We start from the raw sequence: 15270 nt of genomic DNA on the forward strand, positions 1-15270 counted from the left end.
AATCATTCCATATTGAGGTTTTGCAGAAGCAGATTCATGAATTCTTTTTTTCTGGTTCTGCTGACAGGTATATGTACATTATGGATCACACAATCAGAACCAACAAATCCCTCTACATGATTCATATTTACCAGATATCCCTTTGCACATCGAAAAAAATTATGTACCGCAAGTTTTTCTTCGAGTTCTTTCATCGTAATTCTTGAACAGTAATCTCCTCTCGAAGTATGATAAATTACATTATGTCTCTGCCCCTCAATAAAATAGATATCTGCTATATCTATCTTTACAACTCCTTCCCCAATCGGAATCGTAAGAAATTCTTTAACCTCAGAGCGCATACGTCCAACTGCTTTATCCAGTTTCTGCGAAAAAGAAAAGTACTCAACTGGTTTTACTACATAATCCATTGCATCAACTTCATATCCACGTACTGCATATTGAATCATATTTGTAATAAACATAATAATTACTTTCTGATCCATCTGACGGATTTTTTCTGCTGCTGTCATACCGTCCATGAACCGCATCTGAATATCCATCAGAATAATGTCAAAACCGCCACTGTAATTCTCAGTGATATCTTCGCCATCACCAAATACCGTAACCTTTATTGATCTTCCCCTTTCCGTTTGATATTTCCGGATATACTCTGTTAATTGTTTTACGTAAATTTCTTCATCTTCCACAATTGCAATCTGTATCATCCTATACCCTCCACAAGAATTGCATTTTTTGTAACTGTTCAATCACACAATATAGTCCCAGGTTTTATTGTTATTTTATAAATAACTTTTGCTTCAGTATATCACTGCTTATTTCTTGCGTCAAGTGGATGTAATATTACAAATTATAGCTGTATAATCTGGTTTTCTTTTATCATATATCCACAGTAAATCTCCTCATTCTTTAAATAGAAAGTAGAAATTCTGTTAAGTTTTCAATAGCATCTGGTTTTTCTGATAGTTCTTTCCCCATCAGTCCCTCTCCCATAATACTAGGATCCGCGCCAAGAGATACAGCGACTCGACTTGAATTCCATACAGCTTCATACATCATTTCCTTATTCTCTTTTGTTACTTTATTGAGAACGTAATAAAATGGTTTTCGAATACTTTCCGATAATTCCCCGATTTTTTTGGAAAGCTGCAGGGATTCATAAGATGGATCTATGATTATCAATATCAGATCTACACCGTTATCAATTCCACGTCCAAAGTGTTCAATACCAGCCTCCATATCCATTAGTGCAAATTGGTCTTCTGTAAGCCTGAGATTTTGGATAAATTGAGTCATAACAGTTCCCATAGCACAAGAACACCCTTCATTTGCCTGATGAATTTTTCCACTGCTCATCAGTTTTACACCGTCCTTCAGACTATAATAATCTTCCGGTATATCATCTATAGTCCAGGTTTCCTCAAAAAACTGATGAGTAAATTTTGATAACATCATATCATTTAAAACATTTTGCTTACCACCGAAATAGTCTGTAAAATCTCTGGGAAGCTTCATACCTAGCTGTCGGTGTAGACCATAATTAGATTCATCGGAATCAATTACCAAAATTTCTTTTCCTCGTCTGGCTAAAGCCTTAGCCAAAAGGCTGGTTACTGTACTTTTTCCACATCCACCTTTTCCGCAAACTGCTATTTTCATCTCTATATTTACTCCTTTTTTTTTAATAATAAGCATTACATATGGCCATGCTTCAAACTGTTTTCGAAAAATAATTAAATTAATATAATGTCTATTTTGCCATTACATCAAATATCTCCTTAATTTCTCGAATTTCATCCGTAGCTGTCTTGCTGCATCCATAAGGGGATCTTCCTTCTCTGTCTGCTTCTATAACTTCTGCATTATAATGAACACATCCCAAAAAATCTTGCTTCGGGATTCTAGACCTTACAAACTTTTCATCTTCATCATTTCTGATTTTATTTGCTATGACCTTTACTTCCTTTACACCCAATTCTTCTGCCAAACGTTTTACATTTTTATAAGTCTGAACACTTCTGGCCCCCGGCTCTATCACGACGATAAATTGATCCATTCCTTCCGTTGTTCCCCGTCCTAAATGCTCAAGTCCTGCTTCCATGTCCAGGATTACTATATCATCTCTATGTAAAACCAAATTATTAATAATTCGTTTCAACATTACATTTTCAGGGCATACACATCCGCCTCCCGCAGTTTCCACAGTTCCCAAAACCAGAAGTCGAACACCATTATTTTCTTTTCCGTAAGTTTCAGGAATATCATCCACTTTTGGATTGACTTTATAAAAAGTATTACTTTTATCTGCACCTGTTCTCTCCTCAATTAACCTTCTCATTTTACTGATAGGCGTAATACTCTCCAGTTCTTCTTCTGAAAAACCCAGTGCAAGTCCAAGATTTGCATCTGGATCCACATCTACTGCAAATACTTTTTTCCCTTCTTCTGCATACAGCCGTGCTAATACTGCAGATATCGTAGTTTTTCCTACTCCGCCTTTTCCAGTTACAGCAATTTTCATCTCTTATCTCCTTAAATGCTTCTTACTCCACTTACTCCAGTTCTGTTCCTTCTGGAAGAATATATCCGCAGTTATCACATACTCCATCCTCTGCAAGTATCCCGTCTTTCACAAAGACTTCAATGCCTCCCGGTTCATGACAGCGTGGACAATCTAATTCCTGTATCTTTTTCTGATTTCTTACATCCTGGCAATTGGCAAATTCAATTTTACCCATAGTGATTCCTCCATTTTCATTCCATATCAATTTGTCTTCGCAAAAAAGTTCCTACCATACGGGAAAAATTGCTGATATTACGAATATAGGCAAAATCTTTTCCATAGATTCTCTTTTCCACGGAGAGCTCTTCTTCATTCCCTACAAAAATACCAATTACGAAAATTCCCTGATTTCTGGCCCGACGCACCTCATATGCAGTATCTTTCACAGCTCCTTCTCCGTCATAGATCTTGGGCTGGCGGGTTCCTGGTCGTTGTATGCTCATATCACAGGGTTTTCCATCACTTAATACGATTAAAATCTTATTTTTTTCCGGTCGCCCCATGAGAGAGGAAGAGACTGTTTTCAGTGCAAGCCCATCTCTGTTATTGGCATACGCCCGAAATTGAAAGATTCTTTCATTTGTTTCCCTTGGATCTTCATAATCCCGAAATCTCTGAAGTACTGTATATCCCCAGAAAGCACAGTATCCTGTCACCCGATGAGGAATTCCTGCCTGGCTTAATGCTTCACTGATAATATATCCCTGCGCCGCTACCTGAGCCTGTCTGCCAGCTTGGGAACCACTGGAATCAATCAGGACATCTATTACAAACTCAGAATCTTCTGATCTCTTTTTTCTATTAAATAACTTGTCATCGTCTGTTCTTCCAATTTTCCATAACCTTTCAGGAACAAGCTGCCCTGCATCAGATCTGCTGACAGAATCATCCTTTCGGATTATAAATGCCCGTTTCAGTGACTCTGCCAACACAGAAATATTTCTTTTGATGATCCAGTGATTATTTCCATAATAGGCTTTATTTTTTTCAAACTGCAGCTGAGAAAAACGGTATTGATTATTTTTTATGACAGGGTTCTGTAAAATTCCATCTGTAAGATACAGGATACAGTTTTTGTGGATTCCTGTACAAAATTTCCGGTTGATTCTGGCCTGCTCCGATTCACTCAGATACGATTTCCCGTAATTCAGTTCCACATATTCCCGTATCCGTCGCACTGCCTGTGGATTTATATTCTCCGAGCTTTCCGGAACTTCTTCATTTTCCGGAGAGAAATAAAATCTTTTTTTCTTTTTGTTTCTGATATCCAGACTCATCATCTTTTTTTTGAGATTAGAAAGATATTTTTGAATGATGTCTTCCATCTGTTCATCCGTCATGCATTCCTGCCACGCGTCATTGGCCAATGCCATATCCGGTAAATTCAGAATCTTCTCCAGATTTCCATTCTTTTTTTCAAAAGAGGGATCCAGAACATGATTATAAATCTCATCTATCACGTTTATGACATCTTCCGTATTTTCCGCATCCTTCAGAGAAAGAATCTTGTACAATGAAATCTCTGCCTGTGGATCCACTCCCTCATCGTCTGTGTTCTCCAGAACATGCCTTATATACAGAAGCCTAATCCTATGAATCAGGTCTGTTCCAGCTTTGTCTGATACCTGCTCTTCCTCGGCCTTTTCCAATTCTCTGAACGCCTGTTCTCTGATTTCCTTTGTTCCCAAACGTTCTCGAATGATAAAACGATTCACTGCAGCATCCATGCATAATCCAGCAAGAGGCAAAAGCATATCTTCGCTAGCAGAAAAATGTAATTTTTTCATCAAATACATGCCAAGTTTCTTCTGATCAAAATATCGTGCAAAGGCACCCTGCTTCACTGCCTCATACAGAACCGTTTGTTTTGAGTAAACATATTTTTCTGTGTCCGGTTCAAATTCCATATCATAATCACCACTGACTGTCCAAAAAAGATTTCTGATACGATTGCTGATCTCCAGACGATGTTCTTCCAGTTGTTCCGCCGGCCATCTGACATCCTCCATACAAGTTTACCCCCATATGTCTTTTCCGGTCCAGGAAGATGGGATTCTGGTAGAAACCACATCTTCTATGATCTCTTTTTCAAATACATCAAAACTTTTATTTATGATTCCCATCTGGATTGCATCAATTGGAGAAAGTCCGCTTTTTGTTGCTTTTACAGCAGAAACCAATCCTCTCAGGTCAAGAGATTTTGTTGAGATTTCTCCATGATAAGCTTTGATCTGCAAATCCAGAAACAGTCCTGCAAAAGCTTTCAGCGCACTTTTTTTCCCATCTGGAAAATGTTGTCTTAATACAAAAAGGACACTATCCTCATCCATTTCAGGCATATCAATTACCATAAACCTTGAAACCAATGCTTCATTTAGCTCTCTGGTACCTGCGTAACCATAATTCATCGTACCGATAAATCGTGTTGCCGGATGAAGTAAAATCCTGTTATATCCTGGAATATCGATTCTGCGCCGATGATCCAGTGTGGCATGCAGTACAGAAACCGCATCATTTTTTGCCATATTGATTTCGTCCAGGATTCCAAATCCTCCAAATTCCGCGCATTGGTAGATGGGGCCTTTCCGAAGGCGAACCTCATTATTTATAAAGGTATCCGTTCCAATCAGATCGGCACTGTCTGTATTTACATGAAAAGAAATGTCGTATTCCGGTCTTCCAAATATCCATGCCAGTGTCTCACATAGTACATTTTTTCCTGTAGCTTTCGCACCGGAAAGTAACAGGTTATCTCCCTGAAGAAGCGCTGCTATTGACATTTCCAGAATCTTTTTCCCATAAAATAGGATATCCGGTTTTTCTACCCGTTCCTTTACCTGATCCTCTACCTCATAACGCATGTGAAAATCTCTCAGTTCTCCAATCAGTTCCTGCGCTATCTTCTGATCTTCTAAATATTTTTCTATTTCTGTCCAATGATTTCTCATGAAGATATTCCTTTCTTTGCAATTGGTTATACCAAATCAGATAATATTTCTGTTTACTCAATCTTCAAACTTTCAATCCTCCAACTCACAATCCTAACTTCTTTACAATTTCTCCCAGTGCACTTCTTACAGGAGAATCTTTCGGAAGCCGTATGATCGGCTTTCCAGCACAGTCATACTGATATACCTGGTCATCATGTGGTACAACCCCTAACAGTTCCAGTCCCTGATTTCGGATTTCTTCCAGAGTTCCGGCATCCAGTTTTCCATCTGGAACACGATTCACGATTAATCCAGTTTTCTGTGGTTTAAAGTTTAACTCCTTCATCAGCTTTGCAATACGTCCGGCTGCCTGAACACCTCTTCTGGAACAGTCACTTACAAGAATCGCAACTTCCATCATTGGCAGGATTCCTCTGCTGATATGTTCCATACCTGCTTCGTTATCAACCACAATATATGGATAATGGCTTTGCAGTTTCTGAACCTGGGTCTGCACAAGACCATTTACAAAGCAATAGCAGCCCTGTCCCTGGGTTCGTCCCATTACCATCAGATCATAATCGTCTTCTTCTGCAATCGCATCAGAAAGACGCATTTCCAGATATGCCTGTTTTGTCATACCGGAGGGAATCTGATATCGTGGGTCTACGCCTGCCCGCTCAATTTCTTCTCTCAGCTCCCCAAGTGTGATCTCCGGCTCCACACCAAGTACTTCATTTAAATTGGCATTCGCATCTGCATCCACGGCCAGAACCGGACATTTCCCACTTTCACACAAATACTGGATCAATAATCCACAAAGAGTTGTTTTTCCTACGCCGCCTTTTCCTGATACTGCAATTACATGTCCCATGTTTTTCCTCCTAAAATTCTGAACAATATGTTGACTTTTTCTTTAAATCTCATTATAGTTGTTACTATATGAATTACAATAATCAATCTGTGAGATTTGTATGGCTACTCAACACATCAGAAAAATTGTTGAGAAATCATATGATACCAAATAATACAGGAGTATATAATGTCAGAAAAAACGAGAAAACAAGATCGCCGTACCCGCTATACCAGGCAAACCATAAAAGATACGTTCTTAGAATTGTTAGAGCAGAAAAGTTTTACGAAAATTACAGTTACAGAGATCTGCAAAAATGCTGAAATCAACCGTGGCACTTTTTATCTTCATTACTACGATGTCCATGATGTATTATCAGATATTTTTAATGATATGACTCAGGATATGTTAACAACTGTAGATCATTTATTCTGTCTAAATCAAAAAAGCTGTTCCTATCCGTTCTGTCAGAAAATACAGATGGAATCACAATACAGGGCACTGTTTCTGGATGATGCAATTGCCCCCATTCTTCTGGAAAAATTAGCAGAAAATACAAAAGAAGGCTATGTGACCTGGCTTATGTCACACAGCCTCCTGACCTTTGAGCAGGCAGAATCGGTTTTTTATTTTCAAATGAATGGCTGCCTTTCCATCAACAGACTGATGCTCCGCAATCACTGTAATGACTGGCAACAGATTCAGACAACCATTGACAAATTTATCAAAGCCGGACTGGAAAGTTTTCTGATCCATGATCAGAGGGAAGAAAATGCTTCCGATAATTTTTGCAGCAAGATTTCTCCGACTGTTACTGCATCTTCTACACTCAGATAATGATCGGCATGATCTTGAAGAAATAGTTTTCCAGATGCAGGAAATTCTTCATCCGCAAACCATATCTTTAAAGTTACCGGATATCTTGGCAGAACTGGAAAAACAGCACACAGATCCGCCTTTGTCTCTGTGAATTCTGCACCCAGGCTTTTACATGCTTTTTTAATTTTTTCAGGATCTTTGCCCTGTAAGAGTTTTTCCAGTTTCTGCTCTGCTGTCCGGTCAAACTTGGTTCCCCGTATCAATCCATCTTTCAGGTTACCAAAAGTAATGAGCTTCTGTGAGCCCTCTGTGCCATCGGCCATATCCAGATAATGCAACAATGTCAGATAATGCCATTCATCTATGTCTGAGTTAATATAGAATTCAGGAAGTTGAATTTCAATCGTTTCATAAAAACTCATTATCTCAAGTACATTTCGGCTGCTACGAAAAACAGTCCCGCTTTTTGCAGCAATCTCCTCTCCGGAACGATTTTGCAGCCGTTTTACTGCTGCCTGCAACATTTCCTGAAATGCACGATTTTCTGTTTGATTTTTGTATTCCATAAGTTCTCCTTTGTAAATATTTTATCGCATCATGTAATAATCAATGTCTATATTTCCTTTTAACTTGCCTGCGATCAACATATTAGACAATCCTCCGTAAGTTTTATTCCTGTATTGACTTTTCCTTTAAATTTCATTATAGTTGTAATTATATTATTTACAATCATCAAAATAAAGAATATGTACAAGTTCTCAACACATTGAAAAGAACTGTTGAGAACTTGAGATGTTTTTAACAAACCAGAAATATTTTGTCTCAAAAATGTGAAAGCAAAATCATTATATCATACTACAAGGAGTTTCTTATCATGAAATATTCAACGAAATTAAGTGATACTGTTCATGTGATGATTCTGATTTCTATCAACCAGGAAAAATCTCTCTCCAGTGCCTCAATTGCAGAAAGTGTACATACAAATCCCGGATTTGTGCGCCAGCTTATGTTAAAACTAAAAAAAGCCGGACTTATGACCAGTGTAGCCGGACATGCCCGTCCTTCTCTTTCAAAACCAGCCGACCAGATTACATTGCTGGATATTTATAAAGCAGTTGAAGGCGAGAAACCGCTGCTTCATTTAGATACTCATACCAACCCTGATTGTGGCGTTGGCATTAATATTCAGTTGTCTTTACAGGAATTCTATAATGAAATTCAAAAGGCTGCCGAAGAAAAAATGAGTACGATTACTTTACAGGACATCATAAATACCTATTATCAGCGAACATCCATGCAGATTGATTTACAGAACATTATATGACAGGAGAATATTCTTATGTACCTTCAGCAGATACGAAATGCCACCATTTTTTTTATGTTATAGTGGAAAATAATTTTTAATTGATCCTGTATTAACGCCAAAAGGAAGCTGGTCTCTTTGTTCTCTGAACCGTTATCTGCTGATGCTTTTTCCAGTAAAAGATTTCTGATTTCATCCGTAAACTGTGGAATTTCAATATCTTCATTTGCAAACAACCCACCATTTACATATGGGAACTGTGCCAGAAATTCTTCCATATATGGATCTCTGTCTTCTGGTTTTGTATCAGGCACCTGGAACAGCTCAATCACAGCTTTTCTCATGTGCCTTGTATCAAACCCTTCCAGATAATCATGGTATATAGATTAGTTTTTAAGTTAATAATTTGATTTTTGAAATTATGGTAATCTGATGAAACCGCTGATAATTTGAGTAACTTCGCTGAAGATTGCAAGTCTTTGCTTTTACTCAGTTTTTCCTTACTCAATACTCAATTTGAGGAAATTCTTGGTGATTTCCAGCGATGCTTGGCGGTATTTAGGACTTTTTTAGAAAAATATAGAAAAAAGCCCCGAAGACCTTATAATCACTGTGAAACGTAGTGTTTATAAGGCTTTCAGAGCCTTTAAATACTTAAATTCAGACTTATTAAAATAATATAATGAAAACTTAAGTTAATGGATTATTTACCCATCTGTTTTGCAACTTCCTCAGCGAAGTTCTCTTCTTTCTTCTCAAGACCATCGCCTGTCTCGTAGCGAACGAAGCCTTTGATCTGGATCTTAGCGCCGTTCTCTTTTGCTACCTGCTCTACGTATTTGGCAACGGACTGTTTTCCGTCCTCTGCTTTTACGTATGTCTGGTCAAGAAGGCAGATCTCTTTGAGCTCTTTCTTGATACGTCCTGTGATCATTCCCTCGATAACCTTAGCCGGTTTCTGGGACTCCTTCGGATCGTTCTGGATCTGAGCCATAAGGATCTCTTTCTCATGCTCAATGTAGTCAGCACTTACTTCCTTGTCGCTTGTGTACTGCGGTTTCAGAGCTGCGATCTGCATAGCTACGTTCTTAGCCATCTCTTTAACAGCATCGTTAACAACATCTGTCTCAACGTCTACAAGAACGCCGATCTTTCCACCCATATGAGTGTAGGAAGCGATGAATCCGTTCTGCTCCTCAACCTGAGCAAATCTACGGATGTTCATGTTCTCGCCGATTACTGCGATCTGAGCTGCAAGAGCCTCTTTTACAGTCTTAGTTGTATCAAGTGCCCATGCCTCAGCAAGGAAAGCATCGATATCAGCTGCTGTTGTGTTAAGTGCCTGTGCTGCAACATCTGCAACATAGCTCTGGAACTTCTCATTCTTTGCAACGAAGTCTGTCTCAGCATTAACCTCAACAACGACTGCTTTCTTTCCATCCTCTGTTACCAGAGTTTTGCAAAGACCCTCTGCTGCGATACGGCTTGCTTTCTTCTGTGCTGTAGCAAGGCCCTTCTCACGCAGGAACTCAACTGCTTTATCCATATCACCGTCTGTAGCTGTAAGAGCTTTCTTACAATCCATCATTCCGGCGCCGGTCATCTCTCTTAACTCTTTTACCTGTGCTGCTGTAATAGCCATTGTTCGTTTCCTCCTGAAATATTCTGTTTATACGAATTATTCCTCTGTAGCTGCAAACTCCTCAGACTCAGCCTCGATCTCGCCATCTGTCTCAGCAGTTCCCTGCTTAGCCTCGATAACAGCGTCAGCCATCTTGGAAACGATGAGTTTTACTGCACGGATAGCATCGTCATTTCCCGGGATCACATAGTCAAGCTCTTCCGGATCACAGTTAGTATCGCAGATACCGATAAGCGGGATACCAAGTGTATGAGCCTCCTGTACGCAGATTCTCTCTTTCTTAGGATCTACGATAAAGATAGCATCCGGGATTCTCTTCATCTCTTTGATACCGCCAAGGTTCTTCTGAAGCTTAACAAGCTCTTTGCGAAGCTCGATAACCTCTTTCTTAGGAAGTACGTCAAATGTTCCGTCTGCTTCCATTGTCTCGATCTCTTTCAGTCTTGCGATACGGCTCTGGATTGTCTTGAAGTTTGTAAGCATACCACCAAGCCATCTCTCATTTACATAGAACTCGCCACAACGCTCTGCCTCTGTACGGATAGCATCCTGAGCCTGTTTCTTAGTTCCTACGAAAAGGATGTGTCCACCGTTGGCAACGATATCTGCTACTGCATTGTAAGCATCGTCAACCATTCCTACAGACTGCTGAAGATCGATGATATAGATACCATTTCTCTCTGTGTAGATGTACGGAGCCATTTTAGGGTTCCATCTTCTTGTCTGATGTCCGAAATGAACACCTGCCTCTAAAAGCTGCTTCATTGAAATAACGCTCATGTCTTTTCTCCTTTTTGGTTAAATTCTTCCGCACAGGTCGCCTTCTCTCTGGACCCATCCTCACACCGTAGGGCACCATCCTTACAGAATCGCCGTGCGTGCTTATTTTTGCAACTTCTGAATTATAGCATAGGAAATCCCCTTATGTAAAGGGGATTTTTCCAATTTTTTTCTGTTTTTCAGCTGTTTCCGGCAGATTTCAGAAGCTCCAGTTCTTTTTCGGTGAGCGGACGGTATTTTCCTGTCGGAAGATCTGAAGGAAGCGCCAGCGGTCCCATAGATAGTCTTTTCAGATAAGTCACTTTTTTTCCTAATGCCTCCATCATCCGTTTTACCTGATGGAATTTTCCCTCGTGAATGGTAAGTCGGATCTCAGATTCCCAGTTCTTACCAGCTTCTGCAGATTCCGTACCAGACTCCCAGGTAGAAAGGATCTCCAGCCTTGCCGGACGTGTGAGATCCTTTTCCCCGATATCCACGCCTTCTGCGAGCCTTGCAGCGTCTTCTTCTGTCACTTTCCCGGATACTTTTGCATAGTAGGTCTTATCTACGTGCTTTTTCGGGGAAAGAAGCTCATGTGCCAGAGGACCGTCGTCTGTGATCAGAAGAAAACCTTCTGTATCTTTATCCAGACGTCCCACAGGAAAAAGTCCCTTTCTTCTGTCCTTCTCTTCAATATAGTCAAGAACCGTTTTATCTCTGGAGTCCTCCGTTGCGCTGACACAGCCTGCCGGTTTGTTAAAAAGATAGTATACATATTCCGGTGCAGCATGGATCTCCTGCCCGTTCATAACCACCTGATCTTCTCCTGTTACTTTCAGCTCCGGTTTCTTCACAGGTTTCCCGTTAACCTGCACCTGCCCCTTCTGTATGTATTTTTTTACCTCGCTTCTTGTACCTGCGCCGGCATCTGCCAGAAATTTATCCAGCCGGACTGGTTTTTCCATTAATCATTTACCTCCCATTCTGTTACATGGGCTGCCTTTGCATCTGCTCTGATAAAATCCGGGATCTCACCGGCAAATGTCATATAAAGTCCGGAATCCTCGCCAGTACTCTCCTGTCCTTCCAGAACCACTTCCATTGTGGCATCTGCATTCCAGATAGTCCATCCATTTACCAGCTGTGATGGACGGATACATTTTTTCAGGGCTTCCAGCTGTTCTTTTTTATCGTAACGGACTTTATAACCGTTTTCTGTTTCTTCAAGATCCGAAGTGGACTCAATGTCGGAAAAAGCTTCATCATCTTCGCCGGCAGCTTCGGAGCTGAAGTAATAAACATCAATATACTCAACAGGCAGCTCATCCATGGAAAGAGGATATCCTGTTTCTTCCAAAATTGCAAGTGTTCTCTTATATGACGGATACACCAGAACGGAGGTAGACACATTCTCTCCTTCCTGCACAGCCGGTACATTCATTCCCCCTTCATCCATGTAGCCTTCTGACGGAATTCCCGTATAATCGAACATCAGCATTGCACATGGCTGGTCTTTTACTGTCTGACCGCCGTTTTCCAAAATGTCCTTTCTCAGCGCCTCTGCCAGCGCCTGACGCTTCTCTGCATTTTTCTCAAATAATGTTTGAATATCTCCGTCACAGAAAGTACCGGTGACCTCTTTCAGATACTGTTTGTCCAGCTGGAAAAATGAATATCTGTCTTCTTTCCATGTCTGCTCATCATACAGGGCTTCCATAAGATTCTGCGCCTGTGCAGAAGATACACTATAGCTTCTGCAGACACTGAACCCCTGTTTATTTATGTAGCGTACATACATACGCCTTCCGGATCTTTTTTCTTTTTCATTCTGAAGTTTGATATCCTTCAGACTGTTATATAATGCTTTACTTTTCATCACCGGCTGATCCAGCAGACCAGAACTATTGTCTGAGGTGGCAGTATACCGGATCTTATAGATTCCGTCTTCTTTTTTTTCCACATTGCAAAGCTGCTCTGTATATGAGAGATTGCATACATTTACCACAACTCCCTGAAGATTGTCATAAGCCGGAAAATAACTGTCATATCCCAGAAGATCCATTTTCATGGTCAGTGCACAGATTGCCACGAATCCTCCAAAGATCATAAGCTGCACTTTTCTGAGGAAAAATCTGTGAAAATCCATTTCGTAGATCACTTCCAGAATTCCATGAACCAGGATCGTTCCCAGTATCATTCCGAAGATCCACCATGCTGTTTTGGATGAATCTTCCGGGATCATATAAAAGATCAGACCGATACCCAGACCGGAAGGTATTGTGATCATGGCACTTAAGACCGGTTCCATCCAGGTATATGCCAGTGCTTTTCCGGTATTTTCTGATCTCCGCCTGCAAAACGCCATCCATGATAATACTGCCATCACAAGCAGCACAAGAATCAGTATCATTAACTGTTTTCCATAGTTCCCGCTGCTGTATTTATCCATAAAGCTTACGATCACCATAAGGGGAGAACCCAGATCCCGCACTGCTGCCAGAATCCCGTAACTACCTTCGTACCAGGTATCAAAAAATAAATGTCCGCTTATCTGCAGCATCACTGTAAGAACGATACTGTATGTAAACAGCCCTGCCCATGCAAGTGCTCCCATCAGCATGGTTCCGGTGCAGGCGATCACCAGCACTGTGGAAAAATACACCAGAAGATACATCAGGAGATGGAGCACCAACAGGATCAGTGCCTTTTTCATGATGGAGAGGCTGTAATATCCTCTGGCTGCTCCGATGCATACTGCAGCGAATTCCATGATTATATATGGAATCAGATAATAAAGAACAGCCAGTAATACTCTGTGCAAAAACAGTGCACTTCTCCTTACCGGAAGGCTGTGATAAAAATCCACTTTTCTTGGAGAATACAGATACCAGAATCCGCTTACTGCAGCCAAAAATGCTGTTACTGCAGCAACAATCGCTCCCATTGTAAGAAAATCACTGCTCCACAAGCTTGAATACAGATAGGCAAGCTGACTCTGAGTGTAGCTACGCTCATTCCATTTTCCCATCAGAATAAGTTCCGCTACCGGAAATGCAAGGAGAAATGCGATCATGGCAAATGCCGGGATCCACCTCTGTCCTTTTGAAGAGTTTTTAATATATTCACTAGAATAAATTTTTGACTTCATAGCCTGCCACCTCCGTTTCACTGATAAAAATTTCCTCCAGAGTCAGTGGAAGTATCTCACAGAAAAGAGGATTTTTCGCCTGAACGCGCTCCATGATCTCTGTTCTTGTACCTCTTACCGTAAGAAGTAAAAGAGAACCCTGATGTTCTGTCTTAAGAACGTCCAGTTCTTTTATCAGCATTTCTTCTTTTGACTTGTCTGTAAGTACACACTGTATCTTATGAATATGAAATTTCATATCTTCCAGATCTCTGGAGAGAAGAATTCCGCCCTTATGAAGAAGGCCGATATGATCACAGATATCTTCCAGCTCACGGAGATTATGAGAGGCGATCACAGGTGTAAATTCCCGGTTCATGATCTCCGATGCAAAAAGGCTCTTTACTGCCTGGCGCATTACCGGATCCAGTCCGTCAAAGGTTTCATCGCAGTACAGATATTTCGTTCCTGCACAGATTCCCAGTATTACAAGAAGCTGTTTTTTCATTCCTTTGGAAAAAGTACTGATCTTTCTTTTTTTATCCAGATGAAACTGTTTTATCAGTTTCTCAAACTGTTCCTGACGAAATCCCGGGTAAAAACATCTGTAATACTCTGTCATATCAGAAGCTGTATAGTTAGCCGGAATGTAGGCATCATCCGGTATGTAAAAAAACTGCTCCTTTATCTTCTCATTTTCAAAAACCGGCTGTTCATCGAGCAGTACCTCTCCGCTGTCCTGACAGATGATTCCTGCCATGATACGTAATAGGGTGCTCTTTCCTGCTCCATTGGAACCGATAAGTCCGAACACTTCATGTTCTCCGATATCCATGCTTACCTGATTTACTGCCTGCACTTTCCCGAATGCCTTGCTGCAGTTTTTGATCTCAATCATTGTCTCCCTCCTTGTAGCATTCTCTGATCACATATATAATTTCCTCTTCTTTTATGCCGAAAGTTCTGCACTTCTCTGTCGTTTCTCTCAGCTCACGCAAAATTTCTTCCATTCCGATCCGCCGTATCTCGCTGCTGCCTGTAACAAAACTGCCTCTTCCTTTTACCGGATAGATCAGTCCCTGCTGCTCCAGTTCCATATAGGCACGCTGAATGGTATTGGGATTGATTGACAATTCCATGGCCAACTGACGGACTGACGGCATTCTGGAATCTGGTTCCATTGCCCCCGACAGGATCAGCAGCCGGAATTTTTCCAAAATCTGTTCATAGATCGGCCGCCTGTCCTGATAATCCAAGAATAGCATATGACA

Annotated in this window: 17 protein-coding genes; 2 read left to right on the forward strand and 15 right to left on the reverse strand. The window is 40.6% G+C overall.

Annotated elements, in window-relative coordinates; genetic code table 11:
• Positions 1 to 2: 2 nt before the first annotated feature.
• The 7 genes from AC04Q4_RS05240 to AC04Q4_RS05270 form a co-directional block, all read right to left on the reverse strand.
• Positions 3 to 707 (reverse strand): LytR/AlgR family response regulator transcription factor, encoded by a 705-nt coding sequence (locus AC04Q4_RS05240; protein ID WP_019162588.1) that lies wholly within the window; start codon positions 705 to 707, stop codon positions 3 to 5.
• A gap of 202 nt (positions 708 to 909) precedes the next feature.
• Positions 910 to 1659, reverse strand: coding sequence for an ATP-binding protein (locus AC04Q4_RS05245; RefSeq protein ID WP_119243861.1), 750 nt, complete (start codon positions 1657 to 1659; stop codon positions 910 to 912).
• 91 nt (positions 1660 to 1750) lie between these two features.
• Positions 1751 to 2521: an ATP-binding protein gene (locus AC04Q4_RS05250; protein WP_173737196.1), complete on the reverse strand. Its 771-nt coding sequence runs from the start codon at positions 2519 to 2521 to the stop codon at positions 1751 to 1753.
• A gap of 31 nt (positions 2522 to 2552) precedes the next feature.
• Positions 2553 to 2738: a hypothetical protein gene (locus tag AC04Q4_RS05255; RefSeq protein WP_173737195.1), complete on the reverse strand. Its 186-nt coding sequence runs from the start codon at positions 2736 to 2738 to the stop codon at positions 2553 to 2555.
• A gap of 16 nt (positions 2739 to 2754) precedes the next feature.
• A complete protein-coding gene (locus AC04Q4_RS05260; RefSeq protein WP_476388621.1) occupies positions 2755 to 4572 on the reverse strand; it encodes a cobaltochelatase CobT-related protein in 1818 nt (605 codons plus the stop codon).
• 6 nt (positions 4573 to 4578) lie between these two features.
• Complete coding sequence (locus tag AC04Q4_RS05265) at positions 4579 to 5511, reverse strand: AAA family ATPase (RefSeq protein ID WP_173737193.1); 933 nt, start codon at positions 5509 to 5511, stop codon at positions 4579 to 4581.
• Between the two features lie 85 nt (positions 5512 to 5596).
• A complete protein-coding gene (locus AC04Q4_RS05270) occupies positions 5597 to 6367 on the reverse strand; it encodes an ATP-binding protein (protein ID WP_119241029.1) in 771 nt (256 codons plus the stop codon).
• Positions 6368 to 6535: 168 nt separating this feature from the next.
• Between AC04Q4_RS05270 and AC04Q4_RS05275 the strand changes: the two genes are divergently transcribed.
• Complete coding sequence (locus AC04Q4_RS05275; RefSeq protein WP_195456740.1) at positions 6536 to 7183, forward strand: TetR/AcrR family transcriptional regulator; 648 nt, start codon at positions 6536 to 6538, stop codon at positions 7181 to 7183.
• Here the strand turns inward: AC04Q4_RS05275 and AC04Q4_RS05280 are convergent.
• A complete protein-coding gene (locus tag AC04Q4_RS05280) occupies positions 7105 to 7731 on the reverse strand; it encodes a DUF3786 domain-containing protein (RefSeq protein ID WP_476388622.1) in 627 nt (208 codons plus the stop codon). The two genes, AC04Q4_RS05275 and AC04Q4_RS05280, sit on opposite strands and share 79 nt — an antisense overlap.
• Before the next feature lie 308 nt (positions 7732 to 8039).
• Between AC04Q4_RS05280 and AC04Q4_RS05285 the strand changes: the two genes are divergently transcribed.
• A complete protein-coding gene (locus AC04Q4_RS05285; RefSeq protein ID WP_476388623.1) occupies positions 8040 to 8489 on the forward strand; it encodes an Rrf2 family transcriptional regulator in 450 nt (149 codons plus the stop codon).
• A 23-nt stretch (positions 8490 to 8512) separates the two neighbouring features.
• On the opposite strand, the gene AC04Q4_RS05290 is transcribed toward AC04Q4_RS05285, so the two are convergent.
• The 7 genes from AC04Q4_RS05290 to AC04Q4_RS05320 all read right to left on the reverse strand — a co-directional run bounded on the left by AC04Q4_RS05290 (position 8513) and on the right by AC04Q4_RS05320 (position 15264).
• Positions 8513 to 8851 carry a type IIL restriction-modification enzyme MmeI gene (locus AC04Q4_RS05290; protein ID WP_476389083.1) on the reverse strand — a complete coding sequence of 113 codons (339 nt, stop codon included), beginning with the start codon at positions 8849 to 8851 and terminating at the stop codon, positions 8513 to 8515.
• 320 nt (positions 8852 to 9171) lie between these two features.
• Positions 9172 to 10110 (reverse strand): translation elongation factor Ts, encoded by a 939-nt coding sequence (gene tsf, locus AC04Q4_RS05295; protein ID WP_476388624.1) that lies wholly within the window; start codon positions 10108 to 10110, stop codon positions 9172 to 9174.
• A gap of 36 nt (positions 10111 to 10146) precedes the next feature.
• On the reverse strand, positions 10147 to 10890 hold the full coding sequence (gene rpsB / locus AC04Q4_RS05300) for a 30S ribosomal protein S2 (RefSeq protein WP_476388625.1): 744 nt from the start codon (positions 10888 to 10890) through the stop codon (positions 10147 to 10149).
• Between the two features lie 179 nt (positions 10891 to 11069).
• Positions 11070 to 11837 carry a pseudouridine synthase gene (locus AC04Q4_RS05305; RefSeq protein WP_476388626.1) on the reverse strand — a complete coding sequence of 256 codons (768 nt, stop codon included), beginning with the start codon at positions 11835 to 11837 and terminating at the stop codon, positions 11070 to 11072.
• Positions 11837 to 14020, reverse strand: a complete 2184-nt coding sequence (locus AC04Q4_RS05310; protein WP_476388627.1) for a DUF6449 domain-containing protein — start codon at positions 14018 to 14020, stop codon at positions 11837 to 11839. Before AC04Q4_RS05310 ends, AC04Q4_RS05305 begins: the two co-directional genes overlap by 1 nt.
• Positions 13998 to 14897 (reverse strand): ATP-binding cassette domain-containing protein, encoded by a 900-nt coding sequence (locus AC04Q4_RS05315; protein WP_476388628.1) that lies wholly within the window; start codon positions 14895 to 14897, stop codon positions 13998 to 14000. The genes AC04Q4_RS05310 and AC04Q4_RS05315 overlap by 23 nt, the downstream gene beginning before the upstream one ends.
• Positions 14890 to 15264: a GntR family transcriptional regulator gene (locus AC04Q4_RS05320; protein WP_476388629.1), complete on the reverse strand. Its 375-nt coding sequence runs from the start codon at positions 15262 to 15264 to the stop codon at positions 14890 to 14892. Before AC04Q4_RS05320 ends, AC04Q4_RS05315 begins: the two co-directional genes overlap by 8 nt.
• Between the last annotated feature and the right edge of the window lie 6 nt (positions 15265 to 15270).

The sequence above is a fragment of the Blautia sp. HA8986 genome (assembly GCF_056504635.1).

Coding starts and splice junctions, on each gene's coding strand:
- AC04Q4_RS05275 (WP_195456740.1), top strand. CDS start 6,536: ATGTCAGAAAAAACGAGAAAACAAGATCGCCGTACCCGCTATACCAGG.
- AC04Q4_RS05320 (WP_476388629.1), bottom strand. CDS start 15,264: ATGCTATTCTTGGATTATCAGGACAGGCGGCCGATCTATGAACAGATT.
- AC04Q4_RS05315 (WP_476388628.1), bottom strand. CDS start 14,897: ATGATTGAGATCAAAAACTGCAGCAAGGCATTCGGGAAAGTGCAGGCA.
- tsf (WP_476388624.1), bottom strand. CDS start 10,110: ATGGCTATTACAGCAGCACAGGTAAAAGAGTTAAGAGAGATGACCGGC.
- AC04Q4_RS05260 (WP_476388621.1), bottom strand. CDS start 4,572: ATGGAGGATGTCAGATGGCCGGCGGAACAACTGGAAGAACATCGTCTG.
- AC04Q4_RS05280 (WP_476388622.1), bottom strand. CDS start 7,731: ATGGAATACAAAAATCAAACAGAAAATCGTGCATTTCAGGAAATGTTG.
- AC04Q4_RS05270 (WP_119241029.1), bottom strand. CDS start 6,367: ATGGGACATGTAATTGCAGTATCAGGAAAAGGCGGCGTAGGAAAAACA.
- AC04Q4_RS05245 (WP_119243861.1), bottom strand. CDS start 1,659: ATGAAAATAGCAGTTTGCGGAAAAGGTGGATGTGGAAAAAGTACAGTA.
- AC04Q4_RS05255 (WP_173737195.1), bottom strand. CDS start 2,738: ATGGGTAAAATTGAATTTGCCAATTGCCAGGATGTAAGAAATCAGAAA.
- AC04Q4_RS05310 (WP_476388627.1), bottom strand. CDS start 14,020: ATGAAGTCAAAAATTTATTCTAGTGAATATATTAAAAACTCTTCAAAA.
- AC04Q4_RS05305 (WP_476388626.1), bottom strand. CDS start 11,837: ATGGAAAAACCAGTCCGGCTGGATAAATTTCTGGCAGATGCCGGCGCA.
- rpsB (WP_476388625.1), bottom strand. CDS start 10,890: ATGAGCGTTATTTCAATGAAGCAGCTTTTAGAGGCAGGTGTTCATTTC.
- AC04Q4_RS05265 (WP_173737193.1), bottom strand. CDS start 5,511: ATGAGAAATCATTGGACAGAAATAGAAAAATATTTAGAAGATCAGAAG.
- AC04Q4_RS05240 (WP_019162588.1), bottom strand. CDS start 707: ATGATACAGATTGCAATTGTGGAAGATGAAGAAATTTACGTAAAACAA.
- AC04Q4_RS05250 (WP_173737196.1), bottom strand. CDS start 2,521: ATGAAAATTGCTGTAACTGGAAAAGGCGGAGTAGGAAAAACTACGATA.
- AC04Q4_RS05285 (WP_476388623.1), top strand. CDS start 8,040: ATGAAATATTCAACGAAATTAAGTGATACTGTTCATGTGATGATTCTG.